The following is an 18,693-nucleotide window of genomic DNA, read 5'->3' as shown; positions in this document are numbered from 1 at the left end:
CAAAATGCACCGGAATGGGTGTTTTGCAGCAGCCTTTTGGATTTTCTGCAGCGGCGTCAGATATTTTCGGCGATCCGTGTGACTGCGACGTAAATATCCTGAATGCGGTACCAGGTGCGCGGACCGACGATGCCATCCTGCCCGAGTCCGAATACGGACTGGAAGGTACGGACTGCCTCCTGTGTCGCTTCGCCGAAGATCCCATCTGGCGTCAGCTTGGGGATCAGAGGATAGTTGTCGGAGATCGTATTGAGCTGTTCCTGGATTTTCAGGACATCCGATCCTACAGAGCCGATAGACAGCGGAAAGCCGGGATAGGACTCCGGGACGCCGGATACTTCCTCGGCGGCATTGATGTACATGGTGTCTCCGTAATAATTGCGGATGATAGAGATCGCGTCATAGCCCTGCTCGCCGAGGGCGGCGCTTCCCCACTGAGAGAGCCACTGCGGGCACTGCACCCGTTTGCCGTCACAGTACTGGGTGAGGATCGGCTGGCGCACATTTGGGCGGGACAGATAGTTGAGAAAAACGTCATCAACAGCGGCGTCAATGCTCTCAAAAATATTTCTTCCATAAATCCATTTCTGGTCAAAGGCAGTAGATGATGTGATCGTGAAATTATATCCCTTGTTTCTGTACCATTCCGTGTAAATGCGGTTCATAGTAAAGGACTGGATCGCCAGAATATTGGCGATGAGTGATTCATACGGCCAGGTTGCGTAAATTTCGGAGCTGGCTACATTTTTGATGTAATCCTTGTAGCGGACATAATAGTTGCCGGCGGAAGTGTCGCCGGGCGTTCCGTTATGGACCACCACGAACTCCGGGACGACCACCTGATCCAGAACAATCTCTCCGCTGACATTGACAGGCTTGATCTCTGCCTCTGCGATCTTTGGAGGATAGACCCCGTACAGGGTGTGGTCGGGTATGGCGATCACATCCGGCGCTTCCCCGACCAGGACAGGACGCATACGCACGTTCTGCAGGGAGAGCTGTGCGCCGAGCACCTCTACGCCGCTGATCTCCACTGGCTCAAAGCCCGGGGCAGTGACGCGGACGGTGTATTCCGCATAGGGCATAATTTCTGATGGCTGAAGACTGTATTCGACGGGCGGAGTGCGAAGTGCGAGCGCTTCGGTCTGTCCGCTGCTGTCGGTCTGTATTTCTTCAATCGTACTCCCGGGCTCTCCGGTGTAGGAAATCTGTACGGTGGCGTCTTCTACAGGGATATTCTGTTCGGAGACGGCGGTGATCTGCAGACTTCCGGTATCTGTCATATCCGTCTGTGCAGCGCGCAGCCGCGTTTGAAAAGAAGAACGGTTCATGATCGTGTGACTCCTGATGGACACTTACTTTTATCGTATGCAGGAAGCGGCCGGAAGTGTTACTGATTTTTCGATTTTCTGAAAAAACATTGTAATAAGACAAATTTATTTGATATAATGAAACCATCTGGCGAAAATAGAAGAATTAAAATGCGCAACAAAAATGGAGGTATGGTATGGGACTGGTGAAAGCGGCGACAGGTGCAGCCGGAGGAGTGTTTGCGGATGCATGGAAGGAATATTTTTACTGTGATGCAATGGATTCAGATATACTGGTTTGCAGAGGACAAAAAAGGGCTTCCGGGCGTTCCTCCAACCGGCGTGGGAATGACCATGTGATCTCGGATGGCTCAGTGATCCTGGTGGCAGACGGTCAGTGCATGATGATTGTGGAAGGCGGAAAGGTGGCAGAGGTCTGTGCGGAGCCGGGAGAGTATACGTATGACAGTGCGGCCGAGCCGTCCATATTTGGCGGAAGTCTGGGTGAAGGGATCGTGCGGACCTTTGCACAGATAGGAAAACGCTTTGCCTTTGGTGGGGAAGCGCCGCAGGATCAGAGGATCTATTATTTTAATACGAAGGAAATCATGGGCAATAAGTACGGAACACCGACGCCGGTTCCGTTCCGTGTGACAGACCGAAATATCGGTCTGGACGTTGACATCTCTGTCCGCTGCAATGGCGAGTACTCCTACAGGATCGCCGATCCGATCCTGTTTTATACGAATGTCTGCGGAAACGTGGACGATATCTATGAACGCTCAGAACTGGAACAGATGCTTAAATCGGAGCTTTTGACGGCGCTTCAGCCTGCATTTGCTCAGATCTCGGCCATGGGTGTGCGCTACAGTGAGCTTCCGGGGCACACGCTTGAGCTGGCCTCTGTGCTCAACGAGGTCCTTTCGAAGAAGTGGAAGGATCTGCGGGGGATCGTGATCGCTTCGATGGGGTTAAACTCTGTCTCGGCTTCTAAAGAGGATGAGGATATGATCCGGCAGCTGCAAAAAAGCGCCGTGCTGAGAGATCCTGCGATGGCGGCGGCAGCGCTTGTCGGAGCACAAAGCGATGCGATGCGCACAGCGGCAGCGAATCCTGCCGGCGCGATGGCAGGATTTATGGGAATGGGAATGGCCGGCAATGCAGGCGGCGTGAATGTGCAGGATCTTTTTTCAATGGGACAGCAAAGGCCGGGAGCGTACGCTGCGCATCCGGATGAGCAGTGGACCTGCGCCTGCGGGACGGTCAATACCGGGAAGTTCTGTTCGGAGTGCGGGACGAAGCGGCCGCAGGAGAGCTGGCGTTGCACCTGCGGGACGGTCAATACCGGAAGATTCTGTTCGGAATGCGGGGCAAAGAGACCGTAAGTACTGTGCATAAAAAGGAGCAAAGACAGAGATATGGCAGATGTTTTGGAATATAAATGTCCCTGCTGCGCAGGCGCGATCACGTTTGACAGTCAGGCGCAGAAAATGAAATGTCCGTACTGCGATACAGAGTTTGAAATCGAATCACTCAAAGAATTTGAGGAGGAGCGGATGGAGGAGGATCACGATCCGCAGTGGGATGGCGAAAATGTATGGCAGACACAGGAGGAGCTGGAAGATGAGGATGGGACGCTCGTCTCGTATACGTGTGAATCATGCGGCGGAGAGATCGTAGCAGACCGGAATATGGCTGCCTCAAGCTGCCCGTTTTGCGCAAATCCGGTCATTATTCCCCGAAAGCTTTCCGGCGCACTGCGTCCGGATCTGGTGATCCCTTTTAAGCTTGATGCGAAGCAGGCAAAGGAGCAGCTGCGCAGCCATCTGAAAGGCAAGGTGCTGCTGCCGTCACTGTTTCGCTCAGAAAACAGGCTGGAGGAAATACGAGGAGTTTATGTACCGTTCTGGCTGTATGACTGCGACGCCCGGGCGGAGCTTCGCTGCCGTGCGACAAGAGTCCGCTGCTGGAACACAGATGATTACAGCTATACCGAGACGAGACATTATCTGGTAAGCCGCGGCGGAGAGCTTGGCTTTGATTTCGTACCGGTGGATGGCTCGACAAAGATGGATGACGCTCTGATGCAGTCGATCGAACCGTTTGATTATACAGAGGCAGTGGATTTTCAGACGGCGTATCTGGCGGGCTATCTGGCAGATAAATACGATCAGTCTGCGGCTGAATGTGCGCCGTGTGCAAACGCGCGCATGCGGCAAAGCACGGTGGATTCTTTTATGCGCACGATCTCAGGATATGCGACCTGCATTCCAGAGCATACGGATATCCGGCTGAAGCAGGGGAAGATCACATATGCGCTGCTTCCGGTGTGGGTGCTGCATACGCGCTACAGGGGGAAGCTTTATACGTTTGCGATGAACGGGCAGACCGGAAAGTTTGTAGGCAATCTGCCGGTCGATAAGGGGAAAGCAGCCATTGCCGCAGCAGGTTCCTTTGCAGCCGCGGCTGCGCTGGCTTTTCTGGTCACGATGTTGTTTTAGACGGGAGGGAAGAGTGGTGCAGAAAAAAAGAACCAGTCTGCTGCTCTGTCTGATCTGTGCGATGTGTATGATTCTGTCCTTTACAGTGTCTGTAAGGGCGGATGCACAGCGGAAGGTGATTGATGAGGCACAGATCCTTTCGGAGGAGCAGGAGAAAGAATTACAGGAACAGCTCAGTGCAGTTGCGCAGACCTACCAGTACGACGCGGTGATCCTGACGGTAGATTCGTGTGAAGGGAAGAGTACACAGCAGTTTGCTGAGGACTATTATCTGTCGCAGGGGTATGGATTCGGAGAAGAAAATGACGGTATCATGATGCTTGTGAGCATGGGAGACCGCCAGTACTATTTTGCCACCTTTGGAAATGCTACAGATATTTTTACTGCGTACGGCCTGGAGCGGATGGATGAGCTTGTTTCGGAGAAGCTTTCTGACGGAGCGTACGGGAAGGCATTTTCCTTATTCGCAGATCTGACGGAAGAATTTGTGAAGGAGGGAGTGACGCAGGAGCCGTACGATGTCGATCACACATACAGGCAGAAAATGAGTCTGGGGACACGTTTGGCGATCGCGGCAGTCGCGGGGCTGATCGTCGCGGGCAGTGTGCTGTATGTGCTCTTTGGACAGCTTCGGTCTGTCGGAGTAAGGGATGCGGCACAGGAGTATGTGCGGGAGGGAAGCTTCCGCGTGACGCGCAAAAGAGACGTATACCTGTATCGGACGGTATCGAGGGTCCGCAGGGAAAAACCATCCGGGGGAGAAGGCGGTGGCGGAGCAACGCATCAGACGTCATCCGGCGGCCGTGCCGGAGGCAGAGGCGGTTCTTTTTAGGGCTTCAGAATACATAGATAAGGGGCGGTTGCAGAACACAGGGTCCGGTGGATCTGCAATCGCCCCTTTCGTGTTTTATTGTATAAAAGATTAATCTGTCACTGGCGTTCCGTGGCGGAAGATATGCTTTGTGTCAAGCTGCTGATCAAGGATCACAACGTTGGCGTATTTGCCGGGAGCCAGAGTACCGTAGTCTTTGATAATGCCTACGGCGCGCGCCGGGTTGACGGCAGCACATTTGATGGCGCTTGTAAGAGGGATCCCCATTTCTTTTACTGCCGTTCGCACACAGTCCATCAGGTTGGTGGCAGAGCCTGCGATCGTACCATCCTCGAGCGTAGCAAGGTTGCCGCGGACAATGACTTTCTGTCCGCCGAGATCGTACTCTCCGTCCTCCATACCTGTCGCGCGCATGCTGTCGCTGATCAGGATGATGCGGTCATCGCCGAAGATCTTGAAGGTGGTGCGCACGACTGCCGGATGGATATGAATGCCGTCGCAGATCAGCTCGGCCATGCAGTGGTCATCATCTGCCGCTGCTCCGATCGGTCCCGGCGCGCGGTGAGTAAACGGCGGCATGGCATTGAAGGTATGGGTAAGCTGTGAAGCTCCGCGTGCGATCGCTTCCTTTGCGGTCTCGTAGTCAGCAGTCGTATGCGCGATGGAAATATTGATTTTACCGCTGTTCTCGCTGATAAAATCAAGCGCGCCCTCTGTCTCCGGTGCTACGACAACGCTGAGAAACTTGTTGCCGGACAGCTTCTGGAGACGGTCCAGCATAGCAGTATCTGCCTGGTGGATGTATTTTCCGTTCTGTGCGCCTTTTTTAGCCATGTTGATGAACGGACCTTCCATGTACAGCCCGACAAGGTCGGCGCCGTCCGGGCAGGAAAAGTCCCGAACAGCCTCGCTGATGCCGGAAAGCACCTCTTCTGACATGGTCATTGTAGCAGGGGTGATCGAAGTGACGCCCTGGCGCAGCTCGTACCGCGCGATCGTGGCGAAATCTTCTGCTGTGCCGTCGCAGCAGTCGCTTCCCATACATCCGTGAAAATGAATATCTGTCAGTCCCGGTATAATATAGCAGCCGGAAGCGTCTGTGACGCTTTCTTCTCCGGGCGCCGCTTCGTATTCTTCGCGGGAAACGATGCGCTCATCGCACATATAGAGCGTGTCCTGGATAAAGCTCCCCTCTTCCTGAAAAACAGATCCGTTTATAATCTTGTGTTTTGCAGCCATTTGTAAGCCCTCCTTAAATAAAATGGTATTTTTGCAGCCTTTTATGAAAATGCTCAGTTGTCCTCAGGAGTGCCGTCAGTCGTGTATACCTGACGCTTTCTTGCCATCTCGTCGCTTTCCAGATACTCATCGTACGTTGTGATCTTGTCGATCATCTTGCCGTTTGGCAGAAATTCCATAATACGGTTCGCTGTTGTCTGGACAATCTGATGGTCGCGGGAGGAGAAGAGCAGTACTCCCGGGAATTTGATCATTCCATTGTTGAGTGCAGTGATGGATTCCATATCCAGATGGTCTGTCGGCTCATTTAACAGAAGCACATTTGCGCCGGAGATCATCATCTTGGAAAGCAGGCAGCGCACACGCTCGCCTCCGGAGAGGACCTTGAGCTTCTTGACTCCATCGTCTCCGGCAAACAGCATTCTGCCGAGGAAGCCGCGCACGTATGTGGCGTCCTTGATCTCGGAAAACTGTGTCAGCCAGTCTACGATCGTCAGGTCATTGTCAAATTCCTTCGTGCTGTCCTTCGGGAAATATGCCTGAGATGTCGTTACGCCCCATTTGAAGCTGCCCTCATCCGGCTCCATCTCGCCTGCGAGGATCTGGAAGAAGGTTGTCTTTGCCAGCTCATTGTTGCCGACAAACGCGACCTTGTCATCGTGGCCGAGTGTGAAGGTAATACCGTCGAGTATTTTTACACCATCGATCGTTTTGGAGAGATTTTCCACCATGAGGACCTCATTTCCGATCTCGCGGTTCGGGCGGAAATCAATGTACGGATACTTACGGCTGGACGGTTTGATCTCATCGAGCTGGATCTTTTCCAGGGCACGTTTTCTCGATGTTGCCTGCTTGGATTTGGAAGCGTTTGCAGAGAAACGGGAGATGAACTCCTGCAGCTCCTTGATCTTTTCTTCCTTTTTCTTGTTTGCTTCCTTCATCTGCTTGATCAGAAGCTGGCTGGACTCGTACCAGAAATCATAGTTTCCGGCGTAGAGCTGGATCTTTCCGTAATCAATATCGGCGATCTGCGTGCAGACCTTATTCAGGAAGTAGCGGTCGTGCGATACGACAATGACTGTATTGTCAAAGTTGATCAGGAACTCCTCGAGCCAGTTGATGGCTTCGAGATCCAGGTGGTTTGTCGGCTCGTCGAGCAGCAGGATATCCGGATTGCCGAACAGAGCGCGCGCAAGGAGCACCTTGACCTTTTCATTTCCGTTTAAATCCTTCATCAGACTGTAATGGAGAGAGGTGTCGATCCCCAGACCGTTCAGGAGCGTAGCAGCGTCAGATTCTGCCTCCCAGCCGTTCATCTCGGCAAATTCACCCTCCAGCTCACTTGCACGGATGCCGTCCTCGTCTGTGAAGTCCTCCTTTGCGTAGATCGCATCCTTTTCCTTCATGATATCATACAGTCTCTGATTGCCCATGATGACGGTATCCAGTACTGTGTACTCGTCATATTTAAAGTGATCCTGCTCAAGGACAGACAGACGCTGTCCCGGCGTCATTACGACGTCGCCCTTTGTCGTCTCCAGCTTTCCGGACAGGATCTTCAGAAAGGTAGATTTCCCGGCTCCGTTCGCGCCGATCAGACCATAGCAGTTGCCTTCGGTAAATTTGATATTTACGTCCTCGAAAAGCGCTTTTTTGCCGATTCGAAGCGTTACGTTGTTTGCACTGATCATTTGATAACCTCGTTTTCTTTATAGATGTTGTAAAATATATCATCGGTATGCAGGGGATACGCTGTCCCATTGCGCACAGATGCTATTATCATTGTACTGAAATACTGGAAAAAAGCAAGTCTTTAAATAAGAAGTATGGAAAAAACAGGGAAGGTGATTATCTGGAAATATATACTTGCATTTATGCACAGGCAGGAGTAAAATACACAGACGGGCAGCGGAGGCTGTCCGTTTGTGCATCATATTGTTAAGTTGTTAAGAAGAAAAAAGGGTTGGATGAGGGTGAGAGTGGGATGAAAAGAAGAGCACCAGAGAAGAAAACAGGTAACATGCAGGAACAGAAAATAGACATGCTGCACGGGCCGCTGGCGGGGAAGCTCCTTGTGTTTACGCTGCCGATCATGCTGTCTGGTATTTTGCAGCTTCTGTTTAATGCGGCAGATATTATTGTAGTCGGCCGGTTTGCGGGCAGCAATGCTCTTGCGGCGGTCGGTTCAAACGGAGCTTTGATCAATCTGATCGTGAATGTGTTAGTCGGTCTGTCGGTTGGAGCTGCGGTGGCAGTTGCTTTTTATTACGGCGCAAGGGAAATGGAGCAGGTAAAGGAGACGATCCATACCTCGATCGCGATCAGCCTGCTGGGCGGCGTAATCTGTGCGGCAGTCGGTTTTTTTGCGAGCGGACTTTTACTGGAAATGATGGATACGCCGGAGAATATCATTGGCCTGGCAAAAGTGTATCTGAAGATTTATTTTCTTGGCTTTCCTGCAATGTCTCTTTATAATTTCGGCAGTGCGATCCTGCGTTCGCTTGGAGATACGAAACGGCCGCTGTATTATCTGATCATCGGCGGTATTATTAACGTGATTTTAAACCTTATTCTTGTGATCGTGTTCCATCTGGACGTAGCAGGGGTGGCGATTGCGACTGTCGTATCACAGACGATTTCCGCAGCGCTGACGGTGCGTCACATGATGCATATGGAGCCGGAGATCGCGCTGGAGCCTGCAAAGATCCGCATTTCCGGTCCCAAGCTTCGCCGGATCATGAAGGTCGGGATCCCGGCAGGAATCCAGTCGACGATCTTTTCCTTATCTAATGTGCTGATCCAGTCGTCTGTCAACAGCTTTGGAGAGCTGGCAGTGGCAGGCAATTCAGCGGCGTCAAATATCGAGGGCTTTGTTTATATTTCTATGAATTCCTTTTATCAGGCAGCGCAGACCTTTACGAGCCAGAATGTCGGTGGCAGAAAGTACGAGAGGATCAATAAGGTGTTTTTAAACTGTCTTGCTATGGTGGTGGTCACAGGACTTGTGCTGGGATGGGGCGCGTACTTCTTTGGCGAGCAGCTTCTGGGGATTTACCTGCCGGATGATGCGGACGCGATCCGGTACGGTCTTGCCCGCATGGGGATCATTGCAACGACATACTTCCTCTGTGGTATCATGGATGTGCTCTCCGGCATGCTGCGCGGGGTGGGAGAATCTATGCTTCCTATGGTTGTCTCCATGATCGGTTCCTGCCTGCTGCGCGTGGTCTGGATCTATACGATATTTGCAGCGGATCGTACACTTCCGGTACTGTATCTGTCTTATCCGGTGACCTGGATCGTGACGGAGGCAGTGCATTTTATCTGCTATCTGTATGTGAAAAAGAGAGTGATACGGCGGGGAATGAGCGTAAGCGCGGCAGGATGAAAGTGAAAACAGACATACGTAAACCAACTTAAAATAAGAGTTGACAAACAGCTCTTCATAATGTAAACTCAAATTGTCAACTAAAATAAAATAAAAGTTTACAAAGAGAGGTTCCATATGAAAATGCAAAGAAACTCCACGAAGATGCTTGTTTTATCCGGGATGTTTGTAGCGGTGCTTGCGGTGCTGTCGCAATTGCAGATCCCGATGCCCTCCGGTGTGCCGGTGACGCTTCAGACCTTTGCGGTAGCGCTTGCCGGGTATGTTCTGGGCTGGAAATTCGGTCTGGTATCTACAGCGGCATGGATACTGCTTGGCGCAGTGGGCGCGCCGGTGTTTTCGCAGTTTTCCGGGGGAGTCGGCGTGCTGGTCGGAGCGACTGGAGGCTTTATATGGGGATTTCCGGTAATGGCAGCATGCTGCGGATACGGGTATGCGAAAAAACCGGTGATCTTTGCTGCGGCTTCGCTTGCCGGGCTGGCGATCTGTCATCTGACAGGAGTGCTGCAGTTTTCGGCAGTTATGGGGATGGCACCCGGAGAAGCATTTCTTCTCGCATCTTTTCCGTATCTGGTCAAGGATGTGCTGTCGCTTGTCGGCGCATATGCGGTGGCGAAGGCAGTCCGCACAGGGCTGCGTGCGGCAGGAGTTTCTCTTGTGAGCAAAGCGTGATATAAAGAAAAAAGAAAATCTGAGATTCCTTTTGCAGGCTGAAAGAAAAGCGGTCAGAAGCCCGGGCAAAAGGGGTGTCAGATTTTTTGATGTCGCGGCCGATGAAGCAGAGCCGGACACTGGACAGAGCGTACAGGCGCATGCAGTGTCGCGCAGGATGTGGCAGAAGCGTATGCACTGGAGGCGCGTACGACAAAGAAGAGGAGGATAGAAAGGATATGCGTATAGAGAAAGACCTGCTGAAGCTGCGGGCACATCATTTGCTGTGTATCCCGCAGTATCAGGGAAACGGATACAGCGAAGCATTTTGCAGCCAGATGGAGGCGGTGATAAAAGCTCTGAAAGCGCATGAAGGCAGACTTGTGCTTCTGGATGAGCCGGATATTTTGTGCAGGCACTGTCCGAATCTTATGCGGGACAGTGCACAGAACCTGGAGCGCGGCAGCTGCCGGTGTGAAAAGGAGGCGGAGATCATCCGAAAGGACCGGACGCTGCTTGAGGGGCTGCACATAGAAGCCGGGATGCCCTGTGAGGCAGAGGAGCTGAAAAAGAAGGCGGGGATTTTTATGTCGCAGGAGCTGTTTTGCAGAGCCTGCGGCGACTGTGAGTGGCTGCGCCGGGGATTTTGCAATTACCGCCTCTGGAAGGAAAACTTTTACGATATCTTCTGAGAAAAACAGAGACTGTACCATAAAAAATACAAAAAAGACGGAAAAATCCTCTCTCAGAAATAGACAAAAAAACGAAAATATGATAAAATTAAATCCGTATGAGAAGTAATAATGAGTGAAATACTCAAATTATAAGGAGGAATACACAAATGGCTAGAAAAATGAAGACCATGGATGGTAATCATGCTGCAGCTCATGCGTCATATGCTTTTACTGACGTAGCAGCGATTTTCCCGATTACCCCGTCATCCGTCATGGCTGAAGCCACAGACGAGTGGGCAACACAGGGCCGTCTCAACATGTTTGGGCAGACTGTTCAGGTAACAGAGATGCAGTCTGAGGCAGGTGCAGCAGGTACGGTACACGGATCTCTGTCAGCAGGTGCTCTTACGACTACATACACAGCGTCTCAGGGTCTGCTTCTTATGATCCCGAACCTTTACAAGGTTGCAGGTGAGAGACTTCCGGGCGTATTCAACGTTTCTGCACGTGCTCTTGCGAGCCATGCACTTTCTATTTTCGGTGATCACTCTGACGTATACGCTTGCCGTCAGACAGGCGCTTGTATGCTGTGCGAATCCAGCGTACAGGAGGTTATGGACCTGACAGCAGTTGCACACCTTGCAGCGATCAAGGGCCGTCTTCCGTTCATCAACTTCTTCGACGGATTCCGTACATCACATGAGATCCAGAAGATCGAAGTATGGGATTACGATGATCTCAAAGAGATGACAGATATGGACGCTCTGCAGGCATGGAGAGATCAGTGTCTGAATCCGAACCATCCGTGTCAGAGAGGTTCTGCACAGAACCCGGATATCTTCTTCCAGGCAAGAGAAGCGATCAACCCGTACTACGATGCTATGCCGGCAATCGTACAGGAGTACATGGACAAGGTGAACGCTAAGATCGGTACAGATTACAAGCTGTTCAACTACTACGGTGCTGCTGACGCTGAGAAGGTCATCATCGCTATGGGCTCCGTATGTGATACGATCGAAGAGACGATCGACTACCTGATGGCAGCAGGCGAGAAAGTCGGTGTTGTAAAGGTTCGTCTTTACAGACCGTTCTGCGCAGAGGCTCTCATCGAGGCTATTCCGGAGACAGTTAAGCAGATCACAGTTCTCGACAGAACAAAAGAGCCGGGCGCTCTTGGCGAGCCGCTGTATCTGGATGTTGTTGCAGCTCTTAAGGGCAGCAAGTTCAACGACACACCGATCTTTACAGGACGTTACGGACTTGGTTCCAAGGATACGACACCGGCACAGATCGTTGCTGTATACAACAACACAACAAAGCAGAAATTCACGATCGGTATTGTAGATGACGTGACAAACCTTTCCCTCGAGCTGGGCGCTCCGCTCGTTACGACACCGGAAGGCACGATCAACTGCAAGTTCTGGGGACTTGGCGCAGACGGTACAGTAGGTGCAAACAAGAACTCCATCAAGATCATCGGTGACAACACAGATATGTATGCTCAGGCATACTTTGATTACGACTCCAAGAAGTCCGGCGGTGTTACAATGTCTCACCTTCGCTTCGGTAAGAGCCCGATCAAATCCACATACCTGATCCACAAGGCAAACTTCGTAGCATGCCACAACCCGTCCTACGTACGCAAGTACAACATGGTACAGGAACTGGTAGACGGTGGTACATTCCTTCTGAACTGTCCGTGGGATATGGAAGGTCTGGAGCAGCATCTTCCGGGACAGGTAAAGAAATTCATCGCTGACCACAACATCAAGCTGTATGTGATCGACGGTATCAAGATCGGTAAGGAGATCGGACTTGGCGGACGTATCAACACAGTTCTTCAGTCTGCATTCTTCAAACTGGCAAACATCATTCCGGAGGAGCAGGCGATCGAGCTGATGAAGGCTGCTGCAAAGGCTACTTACGGACGTAAGGGTGATGCGATCGTTCAGATGAACTACGATGCGATCGACGCAGGCGCTAAGCAGGTAGTAGAGATCCAGGTTCCGGAAAGCTGGAAAGACGCTGAAGAAGAAAGCATCATCGCAAAGAATGTAGAAGGCAAGAGAAAGGACGTTGTTGATTTCGTAAACAACATCCAGCACGCAGTAAATGCTCAGGAAGGAAACAACCTCCCGGTATCTGCATTTACAGAGTACGTAGACGGTACGACACCGTCAGGATCTTCCGCATTCGAGAAGCGCGGTATCGCAGTAGATATCCCGGTATGGAATCCGGAAAACTGTATCCAGTGTAACCGTTGTGCATACGTATGTCCGCACGCTGTTATCCGTCCGATCGCTCTGACACAGGCAGAGGCAGAGGCAGCTCCGGAAGGCATGAGAATGCTTCCGATGACAGGTATGGCTGACTACAAGTTCGCTATGGTAGTATCCGCTCTTGACTGTACAGGCTGCGGTTCCTGTGCAAATGTCTGCCCGGGCAAGAAGGGTGCAAAGGCACTGGCTATGGAGAACATGGAAGCAAACGTAGGAGAGCAGAAGTTCTTCGATTACGCAGTAGAGCTTCCGGCAAAACTCGACGTAGTAGAGAAATTCAAAGAGAATACTGTCAAAGGTTCTCAGTTCAAACAGCCGCTGCTTGAGTTCTCAGGCGCATGTGCAGGCTGTGGTGAGACACCGTACGCAAAACTGATCACACAGCTTTTCGGTGACAGAATGTATATCGCAAACGCTACAGGATGCTCTTCTATCTGGGGTAACTCCTCACCGTCCACACCGTACACAGTAAACGAAAAGGGACAGGGTCCGGCATGGTCCAACTCTCTGTTCGAGGACAACGCTGAGTTCGGTTACGGTATGCTGCTTGCTCAGAACGCGATCAGAGGCGGACTGAAGGCTAAGGTTGAGGCTCTCGTAGCAGAGGGAAGCAACGAGGCTGTAAAGGCTGCAGGTCAGGAATGGCTTGACACATACGGCGTAGGCGCTACAAACGGAACAGCTACAGAGAAGCTGATCGCTGCTCTGGAAGCATGCGGATGTGACGCTGCAAAAGAGATCCTGAAGAACAAAGACTTCCTTGGAAAGAAATCCCAGTGGATCTTTGGTGGTGACGGATGGGCTTACGATATCGGATTCGGCGGTGTAGACCACGTGCTTGCAAGCGGTCAGGACATCAACGTAATGGTATTCGATACAGAGGTTTACTCCAACACAGGCGGACAGGCTTCCAAGGCTACACAGCCGGGTGCAGTAGCACAGTTCGCAGCAGGCGGAAAAGAAGTGAAGAAGAAAGATATGGCTTCTATCGCAATGAGCTACGGATACGTATACGTTGCACAGATCGCTATGGGTGCTGACTACAACCAGACAGTTAAGGCACTTGCAGAGGCAGAGGCATATCCGGGACCGTCACTGATCATCGCATACGCTCCGTGTATCAATCACGGTATCAAGAAGGGTATGAGCAAGGCTCAGACAGAGGAAGAGCTGGCAGTTAAGTCAGGATACTGGCATCTGTTCCGCTTCAACCCGGCTGCAGAGAACAAGTTCACACTTGACTCCAAGGCTCCGACAGAGGATATCATGGCATTCCTTGATGGCGAGGTTCGCTACAACTCCTTAAAGAGAGCAAATCCGGAAAGAGCAGAGAAGCTGTTTGCTAAGAACGCAGAGTGCAATAAGGAAAGATACGAGTATCTGAACAAGCTTGTTACACTGTACGGAAAGACAGAGTAAATTCTGCTGACGGAAAAGAAAGATAGATAGAGTACAAACGGAAAGAGCGCACCGCTTCGGCGGTGCGTTTTTGATGCGGAGAAATATGTCGGGAACGGACCGGCGAGGCTTATAATTCGTCGACTTTTGTATTTTTTTGCAAACAAATGTTTACAAAAAGTGGGAAGTATGGTATATAAAGAATAGATAAAGAATTATAAAAAAAGTATAAAACAGTATAAAACAGCATGAAAACAGGAGAGAGAAATGATGAACAAAAATTTCAAGGGGGGGGGCTACAAAAATTATGAATAATGCCGAAAATAGGCGTCTGAGAGTGGAACACTGGCATCTTATAGCGTTATATCTGATTATTTATGACGCGATTGTTGTCAACGGTTCCTATTTTTTTGTGCTCTGGCTTCGGTTTGACAGCCGTTTTTCTATGATACCGAAGGAGCTTCTGGGGGCGTGGATAAAGTTTGCGCCGATCTATACGGTTTTTTGTATTGCAGTTTTCTGGCGCCTGCGTCTGTATAAAAGTATATGGCGGTTTGCCAGCTACAATGAGCTTTCCAGAGTGGTGCTGTCGACGGTTGTCACAGCGATCTTTCATACAGTGGGGATCACGCTGCTGTTTCACCGGATGCCGGGCTTTTACTACGTGGTCGGTGCGCTCTTTCAGTTCCTTCTCGTTTTGGGAATCCGTTTTTCCTATCGGTTTATTTTATTAGAAAGAAAGACAAGGACGAAAAAAGATAAAGAGGCGCGCGCGAAGCGTATCATGATCGTAGGCGCCGGACAGGCAGGTCAGATCATCCTGCGCGAGATGATGAAGTCAAAGGAACTCAACAATAAGGTCTGCTGCTTTATTGACGACAATCCAAACAAATGGGGGCGTTACATTGAGGGAGTCCCGGTAGTCGGCGGCCGCGACAAGATCCTTTCCTCAGTGGAGGACTATAATATAGAAAAGATCTGTGTCGCCATGCCGAGCGCGACAAAAGAGCAGAAAAGAGAAATCCTGAATATCTGCAAAGAAGCAGGCTGTGAGCTGAAGAGCCTTCCGGGCATCTACCAGCTGGTAAAAGGAGAAGCTCCATCAGAAGCTCTGGTAGGCGGACTTCGTGATGTTGATATCGAGGAGCTTTTGGAGCGCGATCCGATCAAGGTAAATATGGACGAAATATTCCAGTATCTGAAAGGAAAGGTGATCCTTGTCACAGGCGGGGGCGGCTCGATCGGAAGCGAGCTTTGCCGTCAGATCGCAGGGCACCAGCCAAAACAGCTTATTATCTTTGATATTTATGAAAACAGCGCCTATGCGATCCAGCAGGAGCTGCGCCATGATCATCCGGAGCTGAATCTGGAGGTCATCATTGGTTCTGTGCGGGACAGCCGGAAGATCTTTGATGTGTTTGAGACGTATCACCCGGATATTGTTTACCACGCTGCAGCACACAAGCACGTGCCTCTGATGGAGGACAGCCCGTGTGAAGCGATCAAAAATAACGTGATCGGTACATATAAGACAGCTTATGCTGCAATGGCAAACGGTACGAAGCGTTTCGTGCTGATCAGTACAGATAAGGCAGTCAATCCGACAAATGTGATGGGCGCTTCCAAGCGTGCATGTGAGAAGATCATTTTCTGCTTTGATACTATGATCAAGCAGGGAAGAGCAGCAGATATCCCGCAGCTCTTTACGCACTGGATGAAGGGGCATGCGCAGAAGCCGGATACCATTGAGCGGCTGAAACAGGCAAAGACAGAATTCGTGGCAGTCCGTTTTGGAAACGTTCTCGGCAGCAACGGTTCTGTTATTCCGCTGTTTAAAAAACAGATCGCAGAAGGCGGTCCTGTCACAGTCACTCATCCCGATATCATCCGCTACTTTATGACGATACCGGAGGCAGTCAGCCTTGTCCTTCAGGCAGGTACGTATGCAAATGGCGGCGAGATTTTTGTCCTTGACATGGGAAGCCCGGTCAAGATCGACACACTGGCCCGCAACCTGATCAAGCTGTCAGGCTATCGCCCTGATATTGATATTAAGGTCGAGTATACAGGACTTCGTCCGGGAGAAAAGCTGTACGAAGAAAAACTTCTTGCAGAAGAAGGACTGAAAAAGACAGCAAATGACCTGATCCATGTCGGCAAGCCGATCGCATTTGATATCGATGAATTCATTGCACAGCTTAATGGACTGATGGACGCAGCTTACACAAACAGCAGGAATATCCGCGAGCTGCTCCAGAAAATGGTGCCGACCTTCCGTCCGGCGGGGAGAGAAGGCAGCGAGGCAAAGGGAGCAGTGTATGAAAAGCTGATGCAGGAGGCGGCAGCGGCGCGGGAAGGAAATGAAATTTAGCTTTCCTGCATTGATTATTGATGTGTAAAATAATAAGTGAGATAGTAAGCCTGAATAGAAAATTTGTTTTGCTAAAATGATAAAGTTTATATATATAATGAAAGCTGGTAAATAAAGATGCAGATAAAACCATTTGAAAAAAAAGTATGGCTTTCTTCACCAACCATGCATGGAGAAGAGCTGAAATACGTGACGGAAGCTTATGAGACGAATTGGATGTCTACAGTTGGTAAAAATATCAATGAAGTGGAAGGGCAGATTTGCGAGAAAGTGGGATGCAGATATGCCGTAGCGCTTTCAGCAGGTACAGCAGCGTTGCATATGGCAGTGAAGTTGGCCGGGGTAAAGCCGGGGGACAAAGTTTTCTGTTCAGATATGACTTTTGATGCAACAGTGAATCCTGTTGTATACGAGGGCGGTGTGCCTGTATTTATTGACACAGAATACGATACCTGGAATATGGATCCTATAGCTCTTGAAAGAGCATTTGAGCTTTATCCGGAAGTGAAAGCGGTAGTGGTGGCGCATCTGTACGGAGTGCCGGGGAAAATAGATGAAATACGCAGTATCTGTGAGAAACATCATGCAGTGATCATTGAGGATGCGGCAGAAAGCCTTGGTGCTACATATAAAGGACAGCAGACGGGAAGCTTTGGCACATACAATGCGATCAGCTTTAATGGTAATAAGATCATCACCGGATCTGCCGGGGGGATGTTGCTTACAGATGACAAGGAAGCTGCCAATAAGGTGCGCAAATGGTCCACGCAGGCAAGAGAAAATGCTCCATGGTATCAGCATGAAGAGCTAGGATATAATTACCGCATGAGTAATGTGATCGCCGGTGTAGTACGGGGGCAGATTCCGTATTTGGAGGAGCACATTGCACAGAAAAAAGTGATTTATGAAAGATATAAAAAAGGCTTTCAGGATCTGCCTGTAATCATGAATCCTTTTGATGAAGAAAATTCAGAGCCAAATTATTGGCTTTCCTGCATGCTGATCCATCCGGAGGCTATGTGTAAACAGGTACGGGGAGAACAGGAAGCGCTTTATATCAGTGAGCCTGGCAAGACCTGCCCTACAGAGATTTTGGAACTGCTTGCTAAATATAATGCAGAAGGCAGACCAATCTGGAAACCAATGCACATGCAGCCGATCTATCGGATGAATGGATTTGTCACCAGGGAAGGGAATGGGCGAGCAAAGACAAACGCCTATATTTCCGGCGGGGCAACAGGAAAAGATGGGCTTCCATTGGATGTGGGAATGGATATTTTCCACAGAGGACTTTGTTTGCCGAGTGATAATAAGATGACGGAAGAGCAACAAGATATTATAATTGAAATTGTGAAAGGTTGTTTTCAATGAATAAGGCGTCAGATCATAGTACACAAGTATTTGTGAAGAAAAAGCCAGGATTCTACGAGAAGTATATCAAGCGATGTTTGGATTTCTTTCTTGCATTCTGTGCATTAGTGGTATTGTCTCCGGTACTTTTGATACTGACGATATTTGGGACAATCGCAATGCATGGTAATCCATTTTTTACACAGGAGCGTCCGGGGAAAAATGAAAGAATCTTTAAGCTGATCAAATTCAGGACGATGACGAACAAAAAGGATAAAAATGGAAAACTGTTGCCTGATGAGAAAAGACTCACCTCATATGGCAAGTTTTTGCGGAAAACAAGTCTTGATGAATTGCCTGAATTACTGAATATTGTTAAAGGCGATATGAGCATTATCGGGCCGCGGCCGCTTCTAGTAGTATATTTGGATCGCTACAATGAGTATCAAAAGCATCGTCATGATGTGCGTCCGGGATTGACAGGGTATGCACAGGCAAATGGCCGAAATGCGGTGACATGGGAAGAGAAATTTGAGATGGATGTGTGGTATGTAAACCATATTACTTTTTGGGGAGATGTAAAAATTATCCTTCAAACGGTGAAAACAGTGTTAAAGAGTGAAGGCATTTCCTCAGAAACTTCTGCGACAATGGAAGAATTTATGGGTACAGGAAATACTGGATTACTGAGAAGGTGAGG

General features: G+C 50.0%; 13 protein-coding genes. 10 read left to right on the top strand and 3 right to left on the bottom strand.

The features are described from left to right. Positions 1-56: 56 nt before the first annotated feature. The gene (locus tag QOX44_RS01500; protein WP_283680884.1) at positions 57-1,331 is read right to left on the bottom strand and encodes a peptidoglycan-binding protein; all 1,275 of its coding nucleotides are present in this window, start codon (positions 1,329-1,331) and stop codon (positions 57-59) included. A gap of 176 nt (positions 1,332-1,507) precedes the next feature. On the opposite strand from QOX44_RS01500, the gene QOX44_RS01495 reads away from it, so the two are divergent. The 3 genes from QOX44_RS01495 to QOX44_RS01485 are packed head-to-tail and all read left to right on the top strand — an operon-like array spanning position 1,508 to position 4,643. Beyond that, a complete protein-coding gene (locus QOX44_RS01495) occupies positions 1,508-2,695 on the top strand; it encodes an SPFH domain-containing protein (protein WP_283680883.1) in 1,188 nt (395 codons plus the stop codon). A 33-nt stretch (positions 2,696-2,728) separates the two neighbouring features. Further along, positions 2,729-3,811 (top strand): hypothetical protein, encoded by a 1,083-nt coding sequence (locus tag QOX44_RS01490; protein WP_283680881.1) that lies wholly within the window; start codon positions 2,729-2,731, stop codon positions 3,809-3,811. Between the two features lie 16 nt (positions 3,812-3,827). Next, the gene (locus tag QOX44_RS01485; protein WP_283680879.1) at positions 3,828-4,643 is read left to right on the top strand and encodes a TPM domain-containing protein; all 816 of its coding nucleotides are present in this window, start codon (positions 3,828-3,830) and stop codon (positions 4,641-4,643) included. 90 nt (positions 4,644-4,733) lie between these two features. Here the strand turns inward: QOX44_RS01485 and nagA are convergent, their stop codons facing one another. Both nagA and QOX44_RS01475 read right to left on the bottom strand, forming a co-directional pair. Then, positions 4,734-5,882, bottom strand: coding sequence for an N-acetylglucosamine-6-phosphate deacetylase (nagA, locus tag QOX44_RS01480; RefSeq protein ID WP_283680877.1), 1,149 nt, complete (start codon positions 5,880-5,882; stop codon positions 4,734-4,736). A 53-nt stretch (positions 5,883-5,935) separates the two neighbouring features. Further along, positions 5,936-7,573 carry an ABC-F family ATP-binding cassette domain-containing protein gene (locus QOX44_RS01475; protein WP_283680876.1) on the bottom strand — a complete coding sequence of 546 codons (1,638 nt, stop codon included), beginning with the start codon at positions 7,571-7,573 and terminating at the stop codon, positions 5,936-5,938. A gap of 293 nt (positions 7,574-7,866) precedes the next feature. Here QOX44_RS01475 and QOX44_RS01470 point away from each other — a divergent pair, with 293 nt between their 5' ends. The 7 genes from QOX44_RS01470 (at position 7,867) to QOX44_RS01440 (ending at position 18,691) form a co-directional block, all read left to right on the top strand. Then, a complete protein-coding gene (locus QOX44_RS01470) occupies positions 7,867-9,270 on the top strand; it encodes an MATE family efflux transporter (protein ID WP_283680875.1) in 1,404 nt (467 codons plus the stop codon). Positions 9,271-9,387: 117 nt separating this feature from the next. Beyond that, complete coding sequence (locus tag QOX44_RS01465; protein ID WP_283680874.1) at positions 9,388-9,942, top strand: biotin transporter BioY; 555 nt, start codon at positions 9,388-9,390, stop codon at positions 9,940-9,942. A 218-nt stretch (positions 9,943-10,160) separates the two neighbouring features. Next, on the top strand, positions 10,161-10,613 hold the full coding sequence (locus tag QOX44_RS01460) for a DUF1284 domain-containing protein (RefSeq protein ID WP_283680873.1): 453 nt from the start codon (positions 10,161-10,163) through the stop codon (positions 10,611-10,613). Positions 10,614-10,762: 149 nt separating this feature from the next. Then, positions 10,763-14,293 (top strand): pyruvate:ferredoxin (flavodoxin) oxidoreductase, encoded by a 3,531-nt coding sequence (gene nifJ / locus QOX44_RS01455; RefSeq protein ID WP_283680872.1) that lies wholly within the window; start codon positions 10,763-10,765, stop codon positions 14,291-14,293. Between the two features lie 286 nt (positions 14,294-14,579). Continuing rightward, complete coding sequence (locus tag QOX44_RS01450; protein ID WP_283680871.1) at positions 14,580-16,643, top strand: polysaccharide biosynthesis protein; 2,064 nt, start codon at positions 14,580-14,582, stop codon at positions 16,641-16,643. A gap of 117 nt (positions 16,644-16,760) precedes the next feature. Further along, a complete protein-coding gene (locus QOX44_RS01445; protein WP_283680870.1) occupies positions 16,761-18,014 on the top strand; it encodes a DegT/DnrJ/EryC1/StrS family aminotransferase in 1,254 nt (417 codons plus the stop codon). Then, a complete protein-coding gene (locus QOX44_RS01440; RefSeq protein WP_283680869.1) occupies positions 18,011-18,691 on the top strand; it encodes a sugar transferase in 681 nt (226 codons plus the stop codon). Before QOX44_RS01445 ends, QOX44_RS01440 begins: the two co-directional genes overlap by 4 nt. The last annotated feature ends 2 nt before the right edge of the window (positions 18,692-18,693 follow it).

Origin of the sequence: Parablautia sp. Marseille-Q6255, from assembly GCF_951230155.1 — a bacterium.
In the GTDB taxonomy this organism is placed as follows: domain Bacteria; phylum Bacillota; class Clostridia; order Lachnospirales; family Lachnospiraceae; genus Choladousia.
The sequence above is the reverse complement of the archived record's forward strand: the minus strand, read 5'-3'. Positions and strand labels throughout refer to the sequence as shown.

Excerpts from the sequence above, each read along its gene's own strand:
- nifJ (WP_283680872.1), top strand. The coding sequence starts at position 10,763 with ATGGCTAGAAAAATGAAGACCATGGATGGTAATCATGCTGCAGCTCAT.
- QOX44_RS01445 (WP_283680870.1), top strand. The coding sequence starts at position 16,761 with ATGCAGATAAAACCATTTGAAAAAAAAGTATGGCTTTCTTCACCAACC.
- QOX44_RS01440 (WP_283680869.1), top strand. The coding sequence starts at position 18,011 with ATGAATAAGGCGTCAGATCATAGTACACAAGTATTTGTGAAGAAAAAG.
- QOX44_RS01475 (WP_283680876.1), bottom strand. The coding sequence starts at position 7,573 with ATGATCAGTGCAAACAACGTAACGCTTCGAATCGGCAAAAAAGCGCTT.
- QOX44_RS01450 (WP_283680871.1), top strand. The coding sequence starts at position 14,580 with ATGAATAATGCCGAAAATAGGCGTCTGAGAGTGGAACACTGGCATCTT.
- QOX44_RS01500 (WP_283680884.1), bottom strand. The coding sequence starts at position 1,331 with ATGAACCGTTCTTCTTTTCAAACGCGGCTGCGCGCTGCACAGACGGAT.
- QOX44_RS01495 (WP_283680883.1), top strand. The coding sequence starts at position 1,508 with ATGGGACTGGTGAAAGCGGCGACAGGTGCAGCCGGAGGAGTGTTTGCG.
- nagA (WP_283680877.1), bottom strand. The coding sequence starts at position 5,882 with ATGGCTGCAAAACACAAGATTATAAACGGATCTGTTTTTCAGGAAGAG.
- QOX44_RS01460 (WP_283680873.1), top strand. The coding sequence starts at position 10,161 with ATGCGTATAGAGAAAGACCTGCTGAAGCTGCGGGCACATCATTTGCTG.
- QOX44_RS01470 (WP_283680875.1), top strand. The coding sequence starts at position 7,867 with ATGAAAAGAAGAGCACCAGAGAAGAAAACAGGTAACATGCAGGAACAG.
- QOX44_RS01490 (WP_283680881.1), top strand. The coding sequence starts at position 2,729 with ATGGCAGATGTTTTGGAATATAAATGTCCCTGCTGCGCAGGCGCGATC.
- QOX44_RS01465 (WP_283680874.1), top strand. The coding sequence starts at position 9,388 with ATGAAAATGCAAAGAAACTCCACGAAGATGCTTGTTTTATCCGGGATG.